The organism is Clostridium sp. BL-8, from assembly GCF_002006495.1.
GTDB lineage: Bacteria > Bacillota > Clostridia > Clostridiales > Clostridiaceae > Clostridium.
Map to the genome: position 1 here is coordinate 1 of NZ_LZZL01000075.1, position 19,277 is coordinate 19,277.

Below are 19,277 nucleotides of genomic sequence, written 5' to 3' on the forward strand. Positions count from 1 at the left end.
GAATAATCCACTATGGATATTTTTATTAGTTCAATTTCATTTTACAACAGGTCAATAATAAATAACTATAATATTTCATTAATTTTTCTTTTGCAAAAGTCATTTCACAGCAGCAAAAACAATACTTTAAGTAATATATCCCACATAGTCTCAATTAAAATTGAGACTATGTGGGATATGCTTTTTATATTAGTTTAGCAATGATGCTACTTTCCTAAAAATATACATATAGGTGAAGTCAATTCTTCTGTAGCAGTAATGTCATAACAGTTATACTGTTGGCCTTTAGCCTGACACCCATTCTTTTTTATAAATCAATTTTTATTCTTAATACCTTATTAATTTATTTAATTCCGTAGTTCTAAATGCCTTCTTAAATAATTAGTTAATTCCAATTATTTAGTTATATTTTATATAAACTTTATTATAAATTTCAAGAAAAAATACTTTTGAATTTTATCAGGAGCATTTTTATTGCCTATTATTCTATATTCATATTTCTATTTATCAGAAATTTTTATATAAGTTTCGTTTACTTTTGCATTATCCTTAAGGTTAAATTTCCATATTTGTTTTTGTTCATCTCCCCCTATATTAATACCAAAATAATATGATGGGTCTAAAAATATTACTTGTTCATTAACTAACTTTATCTCCATAGCATCACAAATTAACTCTTCTTCTTGCTCCTCTAAATTATAGAACGTAATATTATTTATGTCATTACCATTTGCCATCGTATCTCTTAGAATAATTTCACTAACAGATGATTTACCTTTCATCATATCTTCATCAATTTCAAAGTTGTGTCCAACAGAATCAACTATTTTAATTCTAAGTTTTGAAAATTGATTAATTGATTCAAACTCTATATATTTAGAATTAACTTCAAAGTACATAAACCTCAAATCATGATAAAACTGTGCTACTCCATCCTCAATATCAACAAACCCAGTTAAATATATATCCTCAATATCATTATTCTTTACTATTCTTTTAAAGTATTCTATCATAATTTTCTTTCTCCTATTCTTCTTTATTATTCTATCATTTGAATTCCTAAGTCTAATCCCTGTCCTGATTCTATTATTGTAACAAATTCACCATCTTCTTTTGTAACAACAGTTATACCATTTCCACGATATATATTTACTGCAGGTTGTCCTTTTTTTAAAGTTCCTTTCCCCACATATTTAACTGTACCATCTTCAATAATTTTTCCTACATCATTCAAAAATTCTTGTCCATCAGTCTTATATTTAGGATACTTTTTACCAGTAACCTTTTCTAAAAGTCCCTTATGTCTTATAAAATGATCTTTAAAATTCTTTCCTGCTTTAATTCCAGTATTACTTACCCCCTCAGTATTATTCAACACCTTTTTTATATTTCCTGCTCCGCTTCCAGCAACATAACTATCATTATATATTGTTCCACCCGCCCGTACTCCATTAGCTAAAATTGCAACACCCGTTCCAGCTAATTCTGTCGTTAACATACCAGCAGCTGTATCTGCAAGTTTCTCTTGCTCATCTGTTACATATAAATCACATGCATCAGCATTTTCAGGACGATTATCTAAATTTTGCCCAGACACAATAAATTCAAATTTAAAGAGTTCATTTACTTCTTTAATTTTTTCTACAAGCGCATTATGAGAAAGTGCATTCTCAGTATCATCGACTACTATGCCATCATCTCCAATAAAAGCTTTACCATCAGAACCAAAACATATTGTAGTACCATTTGCATTTTTTATATATGTTGATTTCATCATTTTACCATCATCGCCTAAACAATAATAGTCTCCATTATATTCTACCCATTTATCTTTCTGTATTTTACCACTATCATCAAAATAATACCAATCATCCCCATCTTGCTTCCACCCTATGCCAGTTATCCATTTACCAGTATCATCTAAATTATATCCATCAATTGTTGTTCCCCATGCCATAGATCCATTATCACCATATAAATAGTACCAGTTGTCTCCATCTTTTAACCAACCTGTTGCTTCCTTATCATTGTTAAGATAATACCAGTCGCCATTTAAGCTCTTCCAGCCAGTACCTGTAACCATTTTACCGCCATTATCTAAAAGATATCCATCAACTGTTTTTCCCCATGCCATAGATCCATTTCCATCACCATACAAGTAATACCAGCCAGTACCATCATTTACCCAACCTGTTGCCATTGTACCATCTGAATGAAAATAATACCAGTCACCATTTATATTCTTCCATCCAGTTGCCATTTCCCCATCAGCATTAAGATAATACCAATTATCACCATCCTGTATCCAGCCCGTTGCCATTGAGCCTTCTGAAAAGTAGTACCAATTTCCACTGTATTCATCTTGTATCCATCCTGTACCGCTGACTATGTTCCCATCCTCATCTATCTGAAATCCATCAATTGTATTTTCATATGTCATAGATCCACCAGGATAATTATAATAATGAAAGTTATCTCCTATCTTGTTCCATCCTGTAACCGCTTTTCCTTCAGGACCCACATAATACCAAAAATCATTACCATCATTATCTGTTATTTTTCTCGAACCTTCATCTTTTGTCCATTGACCATCATCATTAACATAATATCCTTCAACCATTGTATCCCATGCCATTGACCCATCGCTATAAAAATAGTACCAGTAACCCTCTAGCTCCTGCCACCCTGTAGCCATTGTACCATCAGAATAGTAATAATAATAGCTTCCATTGTCTTTTACCCATTCGCTCATATTATCTATACCTCCCCTCATTCTTCAAAAGGAGCATAAGCTTCTCTATTACTTCCATCCATTATTACATTATTTCCTTTTATATAGAAATCACCTTCTATTGAAACTTTATGTGAGTTATTTCTCTTCATCAGCAATATCTGGCTTTGAGCTTTTATTTTTACTCTTTTTTGTGTTTTGATTGTTATTTCTCCATCTGCATTTAATTTCAATTTCTTTGGACTTTTGATATGAACTCCTTTTTTGTCATCAAAGCTTATACTCATATTTTTTCTGCTTCCAGCTTTTATACTTAATTCCTCTGGAAGCATTGCTATCTCATTTCCGCTTTCAGTCTGAAAATATCTATTGGCTGGCTCTGAGGTTTGTGTGCAGGTATCTCCATTTTTCCTTACGCAGCCTATAACTATTGGAGTCTCGGTTTCTTCATTTGGAAAATAAAGCCTTGCACTTTCTCCTTCTAATGGCATTGAATACATTATGTTTACTGATGGTGGTGCATAATCAAACCAATAGGCTGTACCTTCATCTTGATTTTCATCTATGCTTAAATGAAGCTTTACCTGCTCCTTTTGCGTTGCGATGACTTTACCTTCTAAAGTTGCTCCTTTTAGAAGTTTATTGTAAATTATCTTTTGCCATACTCCATCTTTTCTGCATAGCTTGTACTTATAAAAGATTTCTTCTTTATCTCTATAAGCTTCATATTCTCTGACATATAAATTCTTTTGCTTATAATTAATTTTTGAGCCTATTTCAAAGATATCTTTTTTCTCTATTTCATAATAGAAGAAATCTGTATCATCATAGCCTGCATTACTTCCACCTGCTTCATGAAAGCTCTTAATATCTTTATAGACATCATAATCTATATTATCGTCTAATTCATAGCTCTGATCATGAGAAATTCCAAAATTAAACATGCAGTTTAAATTTATTATATTACAGTATAGTTCTGAATTTAATTCACTGATAATTCTCTTTAAAAACTCCCAGTCTGTTTCTTGATATTGAAATAATGGCTTATTAATTTTTTCTCCTTTTCCTACATTCTGACTAAAGGAGAAACCTGAATAATCTTCTAATATTTCACCTATAAGAGCATCATAGGTCATATTAACATTTTGAAATGATCTGCTATTTTTCTTTATGTCTAGTTTTGAACTTGAAGTTAAGGCTTGAATTTCTAAATAATAAATAGAATTTATATTTGTTGTTTTAACACTTTGAACTATTCCATTAAATAATCTTGTGCTGCTATTTTCATCGACTTCGTTTATATCAACTGTTTCTTCATCCTTTGTATTTTCTGTTTCCTCATAAACACATATTTCATCTTCTGTGGAAGCTTTTATAGCAGAATCAAAATTTATACTTTCATCTATTAAACACTTTAAGTATAGATAACCATGCTCATTAGGCTTATTTTCAATTTTTATATCTACTATTTTCATTAACTTATATGGTGACTTTACCCTTAGTTTATGAATCTCTCCCATCTATTTCCCTCCCTTTAATCTCTTAAGTTTTTATTCCTGACCATCTGTAATAAACCCTATTACGCCTCCATAGGCACATATTAAAACTGAAGCTGTAGTTAATGCTGGTGCTCCTTCAATTAAGGTATCTTCCTTAGTATTCATCCACTTATTCAATATCATAATCTGACACTTTTTTGTCCTTTCATCACTGCCATTTGAAGGGCAGCTTCCTCTGCATATTCCAAAAGTTCCTATATTTGAACCTATTATGTTATCATTTTCATTCATTATTGGATTTCCATTTGAATAAGCTCCATGACTTACAGGCAGATTTATTCTTTTTATCTCATTTCCCTTATTACATATCATCTGTGCTCCTCTGACTACATAGGCTGTACCAATTTCCAACTTTATCATCTCCTATTTTGATTATGCATTATCATAAACTTCTAATCTTTTTAGACTCATTCCCTTAAATTCTCTTCTAAGCAGACTTTCTGCAACCTCTAATCTTACTACTACAAGAGTTTTTTCACTTTCCTTTATTTTAAAAATCTTCTTATTCTTAATTTTCTCTTTGTCTAATATAATTTTTTTTACTACCGTCTTATTTAAATTTAATTCTGCTTTTTCACTTAAACACTCTAGCTCTTCAAATATCGGCATATAATAGTTGCCTTGTTTCTTATACTGCAAATCTATAAGCGGAACAGTTTTAAACAGAATTCCTGAATCATACTTTTCAATTATTTTCTTCATTTCTTCTGATATCAAGAATAAATTTTTATCTAAAATGTCTAAAAACTCTGTTTCCTCATGACATTTAACATTAAATATAATAATATCCTCAATCTTATGAGCATTTAATAAATTTATATTTCTAACATCTAATTTACTAAACACATCCATTAGCACTGGCGCATTTGTATATTCTTCATCCTGCTTTAATAAAAAATAATCCATGTTTTTTCCTTTCTGATAAAATTCAGTTATGATTTTTTATCATTTATTTGAATTGCAGCATCCATATATTCACCTGCCATAATGACTATATCTTCTTTCTTTTTCATTTCTTTATATGAAGCACATTCTAAAAAGCTTTTAAGTATTCCTCTGATTATGTTTAAGGCTACGTTGTTATATTTATTTGCTTCTTTAAGCTTTATGGCTTCTATATCCTTTTCCTTAATGGTTCTTAAGTATTCTCTTTTCTTTTCTGAAAGCTCTTTCATATGCTTAAAAAGAGGTTCATAAATAAAGTTTAAATCTATATTTATTGAACATTCTTCTTTATCTAAAAACCACTTTTCATCATATATATCTATTCTCCATTCACCCTTATCTTCAAGAAGGTTGGTTCTAAGCATTGAAAAATAAATATACTTTATTTCTTCCTTTAAATCTTTTTCTTGAAATAAAATAGCTTTTTTACATACAGAATCAAATTTTGAAGTTAACTCTTCTTTTATACTGTCTTTATGCTCATTATAATTTCCCAGAATATTTTTTAATTCTTTCTTATATCTATTCTCTAGATATTTTTCCTTAAATTCTTTTAATACCTGATTTTTATCAGCTCTTATTATCATCGCTTTAGCACCTGTGAAGTTCTTTACTCTTGAACGTTCACTTTTCCTCCGCTCATTGTTACATCATCTTTTATTATCATGCTTGCACCTGATTGAGTTAAACTAATTCCTTTATGACCTTTAATCTGCACCTTAGCTCCGCCATTTATTTCTATGTCATCTTTAGCATCTAGTATTATTTTTTTATTACTATTTACTTCTATGCCACCGTCATCAGTCATTCTCATAAGAAGACTTCCATTTCCTATTATTTCAACGGAACCTGGACTCATAACAATTTCTTTTCCATACTTTGTGCTTATGCTCTTTACAGATGGATCGCTTCGTTTACTATCATCAATTCCGTCATAATGCATTGAGCTTATTACATATGCATGTTTTTCTTCATTGTCCGGGAAATATAATCTAACTACATCTTCAACTTCAGGCATACAATACCAGCCTGTCCCATCTGGCTGTGAAAATATAGTTGAAAACTCAAACCATCTTGCAGAATTTTTATCTGTTGGGCTTCCATCTATTTCTAGTGAAACTTTAACCTTATCCTTTTGAGTATCTAAAACTCTTCCTTGAAGTGAGAGACCTACCATTTTGTCGTTATATACTCTATTTACCTTCATTCCATTTTCATCTCTTAATATGTATTTGCTCGTGATTACTCCACCTTCAAGCTCTGTTTCATCTCTATATACTAAAAGAGTTCTACCTTTAAAATTAACTTTGTTATATAACTTCATTAACTTATTAGTTGTTATTTCATAACTTACTAAGTTTAAATCATTTATTTCATAAGCTTCATTAGCTGTTTTCTTATTATATTCCTGCAAGCCTTTTTCTATGGAATAGTTAAATTCGTCAATATCATAAACCACACTTTCTCCTGCTCCGCCTATGGAATACTTTATTCCTGTCATTCTGCATTCTGGCACCAGTGCAACATTGAAATAAGATGCTATTCTCTTTAAGAATTCCCAATCAGTTTCCTTATATTGAACTATTAGTCCATCTATTTTAGTTCCATTAGTGATGTTATCTACCATTACCAAATCATCATAGCTTGTATTTTTCTGCTTAAAAATATCACCATAAGTAAGCTTTGTATCTTGGTATGAGCCGCTGACTTTTCTTATGTCCATTAAAAAAGTCTTACTTAACGCTTCCACCTCTAAGGTTCTTACGTCATTTTGAGCTTTTATGCCGATCTTAGTTACATATCCATTAAATAAAACTGTTGTATTTCCCTCATCATCTTTTAGTGATACATTAATAGTTTCCTCTGCTTCTGCATTTTCAACGTAGTTATCTGCATTTTCATCACTTATAATTCCACTAAGCCTAAGTTTTGAATGTTCGTTTAATTCATTAATTATTTTAAGCTTCGTTAACTTTTGAAATTTATAAGGTTCAACTATAATATCCCCTTGACCATATACATATTCTTCACTCATTAATTTTCCTCTCCTTTATCTTCTTTTATTACTTTTATAGTTTTAATAACTTGAAAAGCAGTGTCTCTCCATTCTCCATATCTAGCATATGGACACATAAATGTCCCTATTAGTGCTTTACCTTCAAATTCAAGAAGAAACATTAAATTGCATATAGGCTCATCTATCGTATAGCTTTTAAATTCAAAAAAGCCTATATTTTTAGAATCAACTTCTATTACACCATCTTCATAAAAGACATTTATGGGATTAGAATTCTTCGCTCCCTCTTTTATTTTATCTTTTACTTTCTCAACACTTCCTTCATCTAATGACTTATCAATAATTTTAAAAGTTATACGAGTATCTCCTTTTTCATCGCATTTTATTATGTCAGGACCATCTTCTCGTGGATAATTTAGTGTTTTTGCTTCCTCCTGCATGTCCTCAAAATCCTTTGGGATGTACATCTTTAGCTTTCCTTCAAAAAAGTCTGTTTCTTCAAATTCATAATACCTGTTCCCAATTTTAATTGGCTTATCTTTAATATCTTTTCTTGCTTCTTTGGCTTCTACTGCATTTATGAAATCCAAAATTTTCTCGTCAACCCATTCTGCCATATATCCTCTCCTCCTTTAATTTCACTTATAACTTTTATACATTCAAATTTTTATCAAAAGTTTCATTATTCATTTCTTCTAATTTTAAGTTTTTATGATAATGTATAGTTCCTCTTATACCTTGAAAATAACCTATTATAAAAATAAACATTATTACTAAACCTCCTAAACCTCCTATTCTTCCATTACCAAATATAATAATAGCCTTATTTATAATGTAGTAAGTAAATAATATAATTGCACATACTCTGCTTTTTTTATTTATCCCGAAAGCTAGCCCAAATACTAGTACTACCTCCATTAACTCAAATAAATCTAAACCTAAATCCCAAATTCCTAAAGTTGATAATATTGTTAAAATCAGTGTTATAACTCCTGATAATATTGCTAAACTATACGTATTTCTTATATGTTTCAATGCTTTCTCATTATCCACTGAACTTCCCCTTCTTACTTTTAATCTATAAGTATCTTCTTAAATCTTCCATTCCCTCTGCGTCCATGACTTCCCATACCATCTTTTGCACTTTTTAATACGTCTGAAAGATAATAATATAGATCTATATTGCTGTAATATCCCATCTCAATATTTAACTTATAAACTAAATAACTCTGTATTACTTCCTTTTGAATAGCATCTTTACTTTGAACACACATCATAGCAAAGGAAATATCCCAAGGCTCATTTAAATTGCATTCTAACAGTTCTCTTCCAAATCTTCTTAAAATCTCAGGATTTAAACTGCTATCTCCATAAGCTGCATATGGTGCATGTATTGTATTTACAGTATCGTATTCCGTACCCAAATCTATAAAGCCTGTATGATTACTTCTAAGCTTTGCACCATTTCTTAACTTAAATCTGCATATTTCAATTTCACTTTCTTCAAGATTTAATTCTTCTGCTAAGCTTATTTCTGTAGAGTTTATTTTAAAGTCGCTATCCTGTATTTCAGGCAAGAATTTTACTTTTAAAATCGTAAGCTTATTATTACAGGTGTATTCAAGTTGATTATCTTCCTGCAAAATGTAAATTACATCATGGTACTTCATTATTCCCTTTGATATTTTTATGTAATTATCAAAAACCTCTAAATCACATCCAGAAATTATCCCATCAGAATATCCCTTAAACTGTGCATCAAAAAACTCCCTCGGAAAATCCCTAAGCTCCTCAAGCATTTCAATCTTCAAAAGCCGTCCACTATTAAAAAGTGGATATCTATTTTCAAACACCTTTCTCCCTCCTTTTCCTCAAACCCTCTCAGTTCGCATTTTACAAGTAAATTCTGAAGAATATATATTCTAATATTCTCAAGAATAAATATTCTTCAGAATACTCATTCTTTTCCATATATATATCAAAATTTCTTAATATAAATCTGAAAGTTCCCAATGACTTTAGCACTATCTAATTAAGTTCATACTAAACAAGAAATAGTGATCATGCTTTTGTGGAATGTTGCATTGAAGATTTTGATAGTTGTACTTCTTGATTATAAGTTGTTCCAAATGTGCTTGTTCAAAGCTTGCCTTTGAAGCAAGCATTTTGGGTGCATCTTATAATCTTAGAAGTACCTATTAAAATCTTCACAGCAACTGGAACAAATCATGATTGCTATTTCGTTGTTACGTCATGAACTTAATTACTTAAGTCCATCGAAGAAGTTTCTCTCCCACTTGTCATTTTCAAAGTAGAAGAAGGTTTCTTTTCCTATATATAGTTCTTCTTCTTTTCTTAAGATGGCTAGTACATAAAAGCCCCATAGTTCTTCTTCTTCCCATACGAAAAATTTCACTTCATTATTTTCTATATTATCTGTTTCATGCTGGCTTATATTTGAATATCTCTGACCAATTATCTTTGCATCTGTCTTTTCTAATTCTTCTTCATTAAATTGATAATTGTATTCGTATTTTACGTTGTCATTATTATCCTTTAGATATAATTTAAGAAGAATTCTATCCATAAATCTTGATATGAAGCCTTTATTTATTTCTCTGCCTTTAATTAAAGTCTTTTGTTCTCCTGTATGAGTATAGGCTGTTAAAACATATGGAAGGGTTGGAGTTTTGCTTTCTATATTTATATCTGCATAACCAAAGTTTCTTGCATATAGATATTTTAGTGAACCTTTAAGACATGCCAGCTTTAACTCGTATTCTTCCTTAGTCTCTTTTTTACTTTTATTAACTTCAATTATTCTGCCTGGTATAAATTCTTTTAAAGCATCTCTAAATATATCCACCTTACAGGATTGTCCAGTTAATTTAATAATGGAATAGTCATATAACTCATCATTTTCATATAATTTTTCTAAGAACTTCTTTATTATGTTATAAACATCGCCCTTTATTAAGGTAGTTATCTCATATATGCTAAGTGAAAGACTTGGCGCTTCCTTAACTACCTGCAGGCTGCCTTTATTCATGTATGAAAGTTTCCATTTATCAAAGTTAATTATATTTTCACCCTTTAATTTTTCATCATTTGGCGTTAGTTTTACCTCCAAAAGCTCAGGATTTGCAAAGAATATTTTTTTAACTTCTTCTGCTAAATCAAATAAGAAATAATAATTGTTTCTAACCTTGCAGTAATCTTCCTTACTTCTTGTTTCATATAATTGAAATTTTGTTGGAATTATAACTTCCGCTCTCTCATATTCTTCATTTAAGGTTTCATATAATTCATTTATTCCGTTCTTATCTACAAATCTAAATACATCTATTTTAAATTCATCTATTATAGCTTTTTTTATGCCGTCTTCTCCACCTATTAAAGCATTTGCCATTAATATTTTTATAAACTGAAGAATTCTAAAGGTTAAATTATTTCCTCCAAAATCTGTATCACCATTCTCATAGGAGGTTTCTATATCCAGCTTATAAGCCACCCTGCTGTTGGTTATGCTGAAGCTGCAGCCTGAAAGATCCGTAGTTCCTCCACCGCAGTCTATAATAAGCGCTTTATACCACTCACCTTGGACATATTTCTTCTTTTCTATTAATTCAGATATGGTGTTATAAAGTACAGCAACACTTTCTTCTAATATATTTGCATTTTCAACTGTATAATCCCTTAAGATATCCTTAAATAAAGTATGAAATTTATATTTTTGCTTTGATGGACAGGATATATAAATATTCTTAAATTTACATTTAAATCTCTGCTGTGCTAAAGATATAATGTAATTTAAATAAGCTTTTATGATATCCTTTCTTTTTATAAAAGTAGTTTTTTCTTTTATATCAATTACTTTTTCTTCTTTTTCAAAATCACTTATCCATCTTTTTATGTCATAAAATAAGCTCATACCATCATCTATATATCTTCTTCTCGATTCAATAATAGCATCATATCCAAAGACATATTCTATCTCATCTTCTTTTATATTTTTAACTCCTACAATACTCGGTATAAGAGGAGTTATTTCCATATCCTTTTTAGTTTCATTGATTATTTTTACAAATTTTACTTTGTCCTCTTCATAATCTGAGTATTCACGACTTTCGATTAAGTTTTCATTTAATCCTGGAAATATTTCTTTATCTATATAAATACCAGCTGTTGTATTTGACGTACCAAAATCAATAGCCAGCGGCATTTTTATCTCTTTCAATTCCTTTACTTCAAATTGTAGTATTGGTAAAGCTGTAAATTTAATTGAATAATCTACTTCGATAGTATCACCTTCATAGGTGTCATAAAGAAGCTCTGAAGTTTTTTCTGAAAAGAATAGAAGACTATAGTTCCTGCTTTCTACTTCCTTTGCTTCTACTGTTTCACCCTTTGTTAAGAAGTACTTTTCCTCATTATTCTGTACTATTTTTTTCACATTAAATACAGTGCAGATTTTATAGTGATTATCAACTAAAAGTACATTTCCTTCTTCTATTTTTTCCTTGCTCTTTAAAACATAATTATCATAAATATCGAGGGCTAAATTTTCATAAAGTGTAATTTTCCCTGGATAGTCTATATCATTATTTGTAACTATTTCTTTTTTGCTTCTCTCTAAAAGCCTTTCTATTCTTTCGATCCCACCAACTAAGTAACTATTTATTAGTTTACTTTCTTTTTCCCCTCTATACTTCATTATGAGCCTTATTAATTCTTCTTTATCAAGAGGATTTATTATGCTCTTAACGAGTTTTTCTTTGTTACATATTTCTCTTAGCTGAAAAGTATTCATAAGTCTTAAGTCTTTTTCTTTATACTTATTCTTTTTATTTTCCTCTTCATTCACCTTATGTAGCTTGTATGAATATAAACTCATCTTGTCCTCCCATTTACAAATGCTTTTCTGGCATTTTAATTAATACTAAAATCAAAGGTATTACTCAATCATAACTATTTCATTTATCTTCATAGTATTCTCTAATCCTATAATTCCAAAATGCTTGTCCCAAAATATCAGCGGCTTCATGTTTATAGGTAAAAAAGTTTCAACTATAACATTAATTTTAGTTTCAAGTTTCTTCTCTTGATATTCATCTAAGTAAATATAGACATCTTTAGGTCTTTCCTTACTTATATAAATCACACTATTTACAAAAATTTTTCTTAAGACTTCTTTAAATAATTGAAGAGAGATTCCAGCTCTATATATAGTGATAAAACCATTTAATAAAACATCTAATTCTTCTTTTTCAAAACATAGTATATCTTTTGCAAGTTTTTCTCCAAATACTGAATTTAAAATATCCTTAAACAAGAATTTTTTATAAAATTCTGTTTTGCATAATCCCATTTTTAAGTCTAATTCCCCTAAATAATGTAGCAATATATCTAAGAGAACCTCTCTGAGTTCTTGGCTTTCTTCTATATTAATATTAAATAAATCTTTAAAAATCTCATAAAATCTATAATATTCATTTACTTCTATTACATTATCTTCTGGAAGTGAAGTTAAATTAAGGTCGTTAAGAGAAATTTCCATATAAGGACTGCTCATTTTTGCATGTACAAACTTTACATCTTCTCTTTTTATATTTTGCTTATCTGCCTTTAACAGCATCTCCCAAATATAATTCATATTAATCTTCCTTCACACTTATATTCTGGATAAAGCAATTGAATTTCTGATACTAGGAAACTTAGAATATCCTTGTTTAAATAATTTTCTTTGTTTACCGGTTCAAAATATAAAACAAGAAATTTCTTTATATTTTCTTCTCTTATTTCATCTATTATAAAATCATTTACCTCATAGGTTTGTTTTGATTCCTCTGGATAATTTTCTATAAGCTTAACCTCATTAAAAACTAAATCTTTAGAAACCTTATACGAATTTATGAGTCTTGCGAGTTCTGTTTTAGTTTTTATTGTATAAGGCTTTTCAAAAGCTAATTTATTTGTAAAGCTTACTTTTACTTCATTAGTCATAAGCTCGTACTTGTATTTCTTATTCTTATTTTTATGTGAATCCACAACGCATAAAACTCTCCAATTAACTGGCTTGTCTGCATTTGCACATATTATTACAGCTTCCTTTGTAAAGGTAACATAATTAAAATAATCATTTTCTTCATCTACTAGGTACCCGTTTTTTGTTCCTTCCTTTACAATAGAAATCTCATGTTCATGACTTACTTTATCTATACATGGCACTGGAAAGCCTTCACACTTTAAGCTGAGTTCCTTTATGTTCCAGAGTGGCACCATATTATATTCTATGAATTTAGCATATTCTCCAAAGTCAACTTCAATAGAACTTATATTTTCATCCTTATTAATATTGCCTTCTACTCTTGTTAAAACTACATCTGCAAATTTATAAATATATGGATTATTTAACGTAGTCCAAGGAATATTATTCTTTATAAAGCTTTTATATAGCTTGCTTATTTTATTAATATATTGCCTGTTTTCTATTATTTTAAAATCAGCTTCATAAATCTTCTTGTTTGTTGTTATACGGCCCTTTATATTAAAATTCTTCTCTATAAATTCTTTAAATATTAAATAATCAGATTTAAGAAAAACCTTAAAAATATTTTTAGTTTCGTTATTTTCAAGTGCATCTAAAATCTCCGCAGCATCATAGGTCTTTTCTTCTACATCTTCAGTTATCATTGGATATAAGAAATCATCAGTTGCATCTAACTTATCCCTTTTAACTATTGTTGAATATATATTATACTTTTCTTTTATATAAGGAACTTCATTAAATACTCTTTTTTCTATAGCATTAAGTCTATCCTTTGAATGTTCTTCCAGAGCTTCAAATACGCTGCTCATTATTTTTTTTAATAAGACTCTATCCTTTAAATCTTTTATATCATTTAACTTCTCATAAATTCTCTCATCCATTTTTTCACCTGCATTTAATTATTTATTTTGTTGCAGTTTGAGCTTGATTTGAACCCGAAGCTGCCGTTGAAGCCTGATCTATAGCTTTTAATTTTTCAGTTACTTGTGATACATCATCGGTATCTCCTATACTTGTATAGGCATCCTTAGCTAAACCATATAATACTTTTGCTGATGTATTATCACCTGCTGCATATTTTTTATCAGCTTCTGCCTTATATTGATCGGCTGCACTTTTTTTATCTGAGGTTTCACTGATTTTTTTATCCATAAGCGCTATTTTATCTACTAATTCATCAGCTAAGCTGTTATCCTTTGCTGTTTCAAAGGCTTCCTTAGCTAATTCATAATACATCTTTGCACTTACATAATCACCAGCTGTATATTTTAAATCTCCATTTTTTCTTAAATCTATGGCTTTAGCCTCACTATCATCTGCTGCCTTCTTATCATCTGCTGCCTTTTTTGCTGCATCATCATCTGCCTGCTTTTGATCTGCTGCTGCTTTATCTGCATCAGCCTTTTGCTGCTTTGCATCTGCTGCTTTTTGATCATAAATCTTTTGGATTTTATCCATAGCTTCTTTCTTTTCATCTTTTAAATTAGAATCCAAAGCCAAATCTTTGGCATCTAAGTAATTTTGAAGAGCACCGTCTAAATCTCCATCATCAAATTGTTTATCTGCTAAGGTTAATAAGTCTGAAATCTTGATGCATTGTTTTGCTGTATCTATTTTATTTAATATATAATCCCTTGCTGCATCTTCTGAGTCTCCTGCCTTTTCTAAGGCCAGGGTATATTTATCTAAGGCATCATCATATTTTTTATCATCTAAAGCTTTATCCCCATCAAGTATTATTCCTGTGTATTTATAATCAGCATCTAAAGTTTTTTCGTCATCAGGAAGCTTGTACTTTTCTGCTATATCTAGAGCACTCTTATATGATGCATTAGCTTTTTCCATATTGTCATCTTGAATGTATTCTTCTGCATCCTGTTTATCTTTATTCATTACAGCAATGTCATCAGCCTTCTTATGTTTATATATCATAAATGCCCCTACTCCTATTGCTATGATTAAGAGTAAGAGTATTGAAACTATTATGGCTATTTTTATTTTTTTGCTTCTCTTTGGGTCTAGATATGCTTTTTCTACAAAAGTCATAGCTAAAGTATAGTTTTCTATTTCTTTTCCCTGTCTTGATAAAATCATATCTTCAACATTATCAATTACTTCTTTAGGCTCTTTTGCACCTTCTAAAGAATCTTCTATTTCTTTAGGATCACAATTTTCCCATATTCCCTTTGTTAAAAGTCCAAACACATCCCCATCGAAGAGCTTTATTTTCTTTGACATATATGGCCTTTTAAAATCACTTTTTCCTAAATATGCAGAAAGGTTATTCCTCTCAGTATGCTTTGCCATTGCATCTAGAGGAATCATTTCATCATCTGCTAATTGTTGTGCTAAAGATTGATCCTTACTTCTCTGCTTTAGATATCCATCTCTAAAATAATAAAATCTTGTATTTCCTATAACTGAATAAACTAATTTGCTATAGTTAGTTACAACCACTGTCATTGATGCCTTTAACCTGACATTTCTGCTGCTTTTTATAAGTTCATCATTTACATTTTTTAAGTATTTCCTTAAAATGAATCTGTTCATAGTAGGTTTTGCTGTAAAATTCTTTATGAAATTTGTTACTGCTATTTTTGCACTTTCTAATTCCTTATCTTTATCTATTCCATCAGCTATTACATAACATGCATAATTATCTAATTCAACAAAAGCAAAATAATCCTTATTTTGCAGATAAGTTCCTTCTTCTGATATGAAACTTGTATTAAATTTTGAGTTTAGCTTCCTCATTTTATTCACCCTAACTTAGCTTTATTAGTTATATTTATTTTTCATTAACAGTTTCTATTTTTTCCGTTGTATTTCATAAGTATAATGCTTCCATTACAATTGTCTTTATCGTTATTCTTAACTCTTTCAATTATTTCAGTGCAAAGTTCACTTAGCTTTGCTTTTTTATTACTTAAAATTTCTTCGAATTCTACCCATCTTAAGCCTTCATATATACCTCTACTCATAAGTAAAATTATGTCATTCTTATAAAGCTCAATTGGCGGCTCAGAAATCTCTATATTTTTAAAAATTTCTTGTCCCACATAATATAAAAGTTTCTTGTCCTTCAAAGCATATATAGCTTCCTTTTTTTGAATTTTACCATTATAGTATTCTTTTTTAGCTACCTCACTTATAGAATGTCCTTCACTTAATCTGACAAGCTCTTTATTTCTAAAGACTGCAACCATTGCATCTCCTACTAAAGCATAGGATAATAAATTTTTATTTATTATTACACTTATTACGCTTGCTCCGCCCTTATCTTTTTCAACCCTATTTATAATTTCATGATTTGCCTTATTAAAGGCTTTAGTAAAGAAATAAGTTAACTTTTCTCTGCTGCCTTCCTCTATAAACATTTTTATTATTGTTTTAACTGCCGTAAGACTTGAAATTCTTCCTGCTTCATTCTTCCCTAAGCCATCGGCTAAAACTACCACGGTTCCATTAGAAGTATTTATAGCATCTACATAATCTTCTTGAATTTCTTCATATCCAATACTTACTTCTTTTGCTATTTCTAAATTTCTTCTATACATCTTTTTTAATAAAAGACTTCTTATTGCTAATAAAAGTATTAATATGCCTAAGAGTAAAAGAATAAGTTTAAAATTTTCATAATAATTAACCTTTAGCATGTATCTCATACCTATTCTTTTGCATTATCTTGCCATTCAAAGTGTTCTCCACAAAATGGTACAAACAGAAATTTACTCTTTCCTAGTTCAATTACATCGTAGGCGGATAATTCTGACGGCATATAAGCAGGTTCCCCATTTAGATAGGCAATCCCAGAAGAGTCTCCTGGCAATAATACATTGTTCTTTTTCTTTGGATCATATACGATTATTGCATGATTTCTTGCAGCAATTTCGTTATCCCCTATTATTTGAATATCCATATCATCTGCTCTGCCTATAAAGTTTTTTCCACTCTTTACTTTATAGTCCTTACCAACCCTTGTCCCTTGAATGCATACAAGCCATCCACATACTGGGTCAACTTCCTGATATAAAAGATTAGTTTCTATATCCATTTGTTCTTGTACTGGTTCTTGTTTTTCTTTTTTTGAAGTATCAATATTGCAGTATGGACATATACTTCCATAACGCCTTTCACTAAACATATGTCCATTTGGACATCTAATAAGTCCCATTATTATCACTCCATTCTCAAATCAATACAGCTCATGATAAAAACCATATGCTTTTCTTACTTAACTATTTAAGCAATAATTTTACTTTGTAAATAAATAAAATATCTCCTTTTTTTAATTCACAAGGAGCATCTTTTATAATTCCATATTTTATGTCATCGTCAGCCTTTTGTATGCTTATCCCACTTTCTTCTGACAAATCTTCTACATACCACTTTCCTGCTGCAAAATTTAAAACTGCATGATTATCTTCAATAAATTCTGAATATATTGAACAGCTTAAATCTACTAGTACGTTATTATCTCGTCCATTTTTGCCAATAATAAATGACACTCTTTCTCCTATATCCCAGGCCTTTATTATTTCATTTTCTTCATTAACCAGCTCAATTCTGCTTATATTGCTTTTATCCTCAATTATTTCTTCTTTATTAAGTCTTTTGTAAAATTTAATAAAACCTGCTGCACCTAAACATATTACTGCTGCTATGATTATTCCTCTTATATAAATTGATTCTATTGTAATGTAGGCAACTACACATATAAGTGTAATTATGACTCCTATAAATACATTTATTAACTGCAGACTCATTAACAATCTGCTATCATAATTTAGATTATTTTCTTCATTCAAAGTAATCACTCCATTCAGTACATATAATAATTAATGCACTAGATATGCCTGTATATTGGCATATTACTTTATATTAAAAAAGCTCTCAAACATTTTACTTGTATCTATTGGATTTTTTTCATTCTTTAATTTATCTTTATTTATATCATTAGTATTTGCATTGAATCCAAAAAAACTTTCAAAATATTTATTTAAGTTCTCTATATTTTCACCTTTAGCTTGATATTTTTTATCATTTCTACTATTATTGTTATTTTCTTTATTTGTATCTTTATTATTTTTTCGATTAAATTTTGATCTTTCGTCATCATATTTTTTTCTTGAAGTTTCATTACTCAAAACTTCATAAGCCTCGTTCACTTCTTGAAATTTTCTTAATGCATCTTTATCGTCTTTATTCCTATCTGGATGGTATTTTTTTGCTAAGCTTCTAAAAGCCTTTTTTATCTCATCATTGGTTGCTTTCATGGATATATTTAATATCTTATAATAATCTTTCATCTTACCCCCAACTTTATCAGTTTAAAGTTTATAATTAACAATTTACAGTTAATATTCCACAATTTATAGTTAACGATGGAATTTCTTATAACATTTCTTTAAATCATTTGCCACATAAATTTAGTATTAATATTTATGAAAATTTATGTGGGTATCTATACCAGAAATAAGTAACATAAATATGTTACTTATTCCGGCATGTTACCCACATAAGTCTAGGAATTACTAAGCGCTGTATCCGCCTTCTACTGTAACTGTGCTTAGCTTGTCTTTCTTTTGTCTTACGACAAGTTCAAAAGTACCTATTCCTTCAGTATCTCCAAAATTTTCTTTGTAGTCTACCACAAATGCATTTGGATAAGTTATTTTTCTTATAACTTGATCTGCTGAAATTACTTCTACAGTCACTTTTCTATAGCAGTCTGCTTTTTCTGCTGGTACTAATGACCATATACCCATTTTACTTGTACTATCAAATGGATCTCCATCTACTGCTGTTAGTATCTTACCTGTAATAACCATTGTACTTCCTACATCCTTTGATCTTGCATTTGAATCTTCTGGAGTATCTGTAGTAAGTTTTACAGTTTCAACACTTTCTATACTAAGATCTATAGTTTCTGCACCTTCAATTTTTACTTTAAATCCCATTTTTATGTTTCCTCCT

19 protein-coding genes are annotated in these 19,277 nt (G+C 29.7%); all 19 read right to left on the reverse strand.

The window, feature by feature from the left end:
• Positions 1 to 500: 500 nt before the first annotated feature.
• The 19 genes from CLOBL_RS20970 to CLOBL_RS21060 all read right to left on the reverse strand — a co-directional run bounded on the left by CLOBL_RS20970 (position 501) and on the right by CLOBL_RS21060 (position 19,261).
• On the reverse strand, positions 501 to 1,013 hold the full coding sequence (locus CLOBL_RS20970; protein ID WP_077860806.1) for a hypothetical protein: 513 nt from the start codon (positions 1,011 to 1,013) through the stop codon (positions 501 to 503).
• 26 nt (positions 1,014 to 1,039) lie between these two features.
• Complete coding sequence (locus CLOBL_RS20975; RefSeq protein ID WP_179117809.1) at positions 1,040 to 2,752, reverse strand: hypothetical protein; 1,713 nt, start codon at positions 2,750 to 2,752, stop codon at positions 1,040 to 1,042.
• Between the two features lie 17 nt (positions 2,753 to 2,769).
• On the reverse strand, positions 2,770 to 4,251 hold the full coding sequence (locus CLOBL_RS20980) for a contractile injection system protein, VgrG/Pvc8 family (protein ID WP_077860808.1): 1,482 nt from the start codon (positions 4,249 to 4,251) through the stop codon (positions 2,770 to 2,772).
• A gap of 30 nt (positions 4,252 to 4,281) precedes the next feature.
• Complete coding sequence (locus CLOBL_RS20985) at positions 4,282 to 4,641, reverse strand: DUF4280 domain-containing protein (RefSeq protein WP_278281349.1); 360 nt, start codon at positions 4,639 to 4,641, stop codon at positions 4,282 to 4,284.
• Between the two features lie 21 nt (positions 4,642 to 4,662).
• On the reverse strand, positions 4,663 to 5,196 hold the full coding sequence (locus CLOBL_RS20990; RefSeq protein ID WP_077860810.1) for a DUF1629 domain-containing protein: 534 nt from the start codon (positions 5,194 to 5,196) through the stop codon (positions 4,663 to 4,665).
• 26 nt (positions 5,197 to 5,222) lie between these two features.
• Positions 5,223 to 5,822 carry a hypothetical protein gene (locus tag CLOBL_RS20995; protein WP_077860811.1) on the reverse strand — a complete coding sequence of 200 codons (600 nt, stop codon included), beginning with the start codon at positions 5,820 to 5,822 and terminating at the stop codon, positions 5,223 to 5,225.
• A 23-nt stretch (positions 5,823 to 5,845) separates the two neighbouring features.
• Complete coding sequence (locus CLOBL_RS21000; protein ID WP_077860812.1) at positions 5,846 to 7,270, reverse strand: phage baseplate assembly protein V; 1,425 nt, start codon at positions 7,268 to 7,270, stop codon at positions 5,846 to 5,848.
• Positions 7,270 to 7,869 (reverse strand): hypothetical protein, encoded by a 600-nt coding sequence (locus CLOBL_RS21005; RefSeq protein ID WP_077860813.1) that lies wholly within the window; start codon positions 7,867 to 7,869, stop codon positions 7,270 to 7,272. Before CLOBL_RS21005 ends, CLOBL_RS21000 begins: the two co-directional genes overlap by 1 nt.
• A 34-nt stretch (positions 7,870 to 7,903) precedes the next feature.
• Complete coding sequence (locus tag CLOBL_RS21010) at positions 7,904 to 8,305, reverse strand: hypothetical protein (protein WP_077860814.1); 402 nt, start codon at positions 8,303 to 8,305, stop codon at positions 7,904 to 7,906.
• Between the two features lie 20 nt (positions 8,306 to 8,325).
• Positions 8,326 to 9,105, reverse strand: coding sequence for a hypothetical protein (locus CLOBL_RS21015; RefSeq protein WP_077860815.1), 780 nt, complete (start codon positions 9,103 to 9,105; stop codon positions 8,326 to 8,328).
• Positions 9,106 to 9,515: 410 nt separating this feature from the next.
• Positions 9,516 to 12,146, reverse strand: coding sequence for a molecular chaperone (locus CLOBL_RS21020; protein ID WP_077860816.1), 2,631 nt, complete (start codon positions 12,144 to 12,146; stop codon positions 9,516 to 9,518).
• A gap of 60 nt (positions 12,147 to 12,206) precedes the next feature.
• Positions 12,207 to 12,905 (reverse strand): hypothetical protein, encoded by a 699-nt coding sequence (locus tag CLOBL_RS21025; RefSeq protein ID WP_077860817.1) that lies wholly within the window; start codon positions 12,903 to 12,905, stop codon positions 12,207 to 12,209.
• The gene (locus CLOBL_RS21030; RefSeq protein ID WP_077860818.1) at positions 12,902 to 14,182 is read right to left on the reverse strand and encodes a normocyte-binding protein; all 1,281 of its coding nucleotides are present in this window, start codon (positions 14,180 to 14,182) and stop codon (positions 12,902 to 12,904) included. Before CLOBL_RS21030 ends, CLOBL_RS21025 begins: the two co-directional genes overlap by 4 nt.
• A gap of 22 nt (positions 14,183 to 14,204) precedes the next feature.
• Positions 14,205 to 16,055 carry a serine/threonine protein phosphatase gene (locus tag CLOBL_RS21035; protein ID WP_077860819.1) on the reverse strand — a complete coding sequence of 617 codons (1,851 nt, stop codon included), beginning with the start codon at positions 16,053 to 16,055 and terminating at the stop codon, positions 14,205 to 14,207.
• A 44-nt stretch (positions 16,056 to 16,099) separates the two neighbouring features.
• Positions 16,100 to 16,957 (reverse strand): protein phosphatase 2C domain-containing protein, encoded by an 858-nt coding sequence (locus CLOBL_RS21040; RefSeq protein WP_077860828.1) that lies wholly within the window; start codon positions 16,955 to 16,957, stop codon positions 16,100 to 16,102.
• Positions 16,958 to 16,968: 11 nt separating this feature from the next.
• Positions 16,969 to 17,475 (reverse strand): FHA domain-containing protein, encoded by a 507-nt coding sequence (locus tag CLOBL_RS21045; protein ID WP_009168597.1) that lies wholly within the window; start codon positions 17,473 to 17,475, stop codon positions 16,969 to 16,971.
• Positions 17,476 to 17,539: 64 nt separating this feature from the next.
• Positions 17,540 to 18,109, reverse strand: a complete 570-nt coding sequence (locus CLOBL_RS21050; protein WP_077860820.1) for an FHA domain-containing protein — start codon at positions 18,107 to 18,109, stop codon at positions 17,540 to 17,542.
• Positions 18,110 to 18,172: 63 nt separating this feature from the next.
• Entirely contained in the window at positions 18,173 to 18,610 is a 438-nt protein-coding gene (locus CLOBL_RS21055; RefSeq protein ID WP_077860821.1) for a DnaJ domain-containing protein, read from the reverse strand.
• A 225-nt stretch (positions 18,611 to 18,835) separates the two neighbouring features.
• Positions 18,836 to 19,261 carry a membrane-associated protease 1 gene (locus tag CLOBL_RS21060; protein ID WP_077860822.1) on the reverse strand — a complete coding sequence of 142 codons (426 nt, stop codon included), beginning with the start codon at positions 19,259 to 19,261 and terminating at the stop codon, positions 18,836 to 18,838.
• Positions 19,262 to 19,277: the final 16 nt, after the last annotated feature.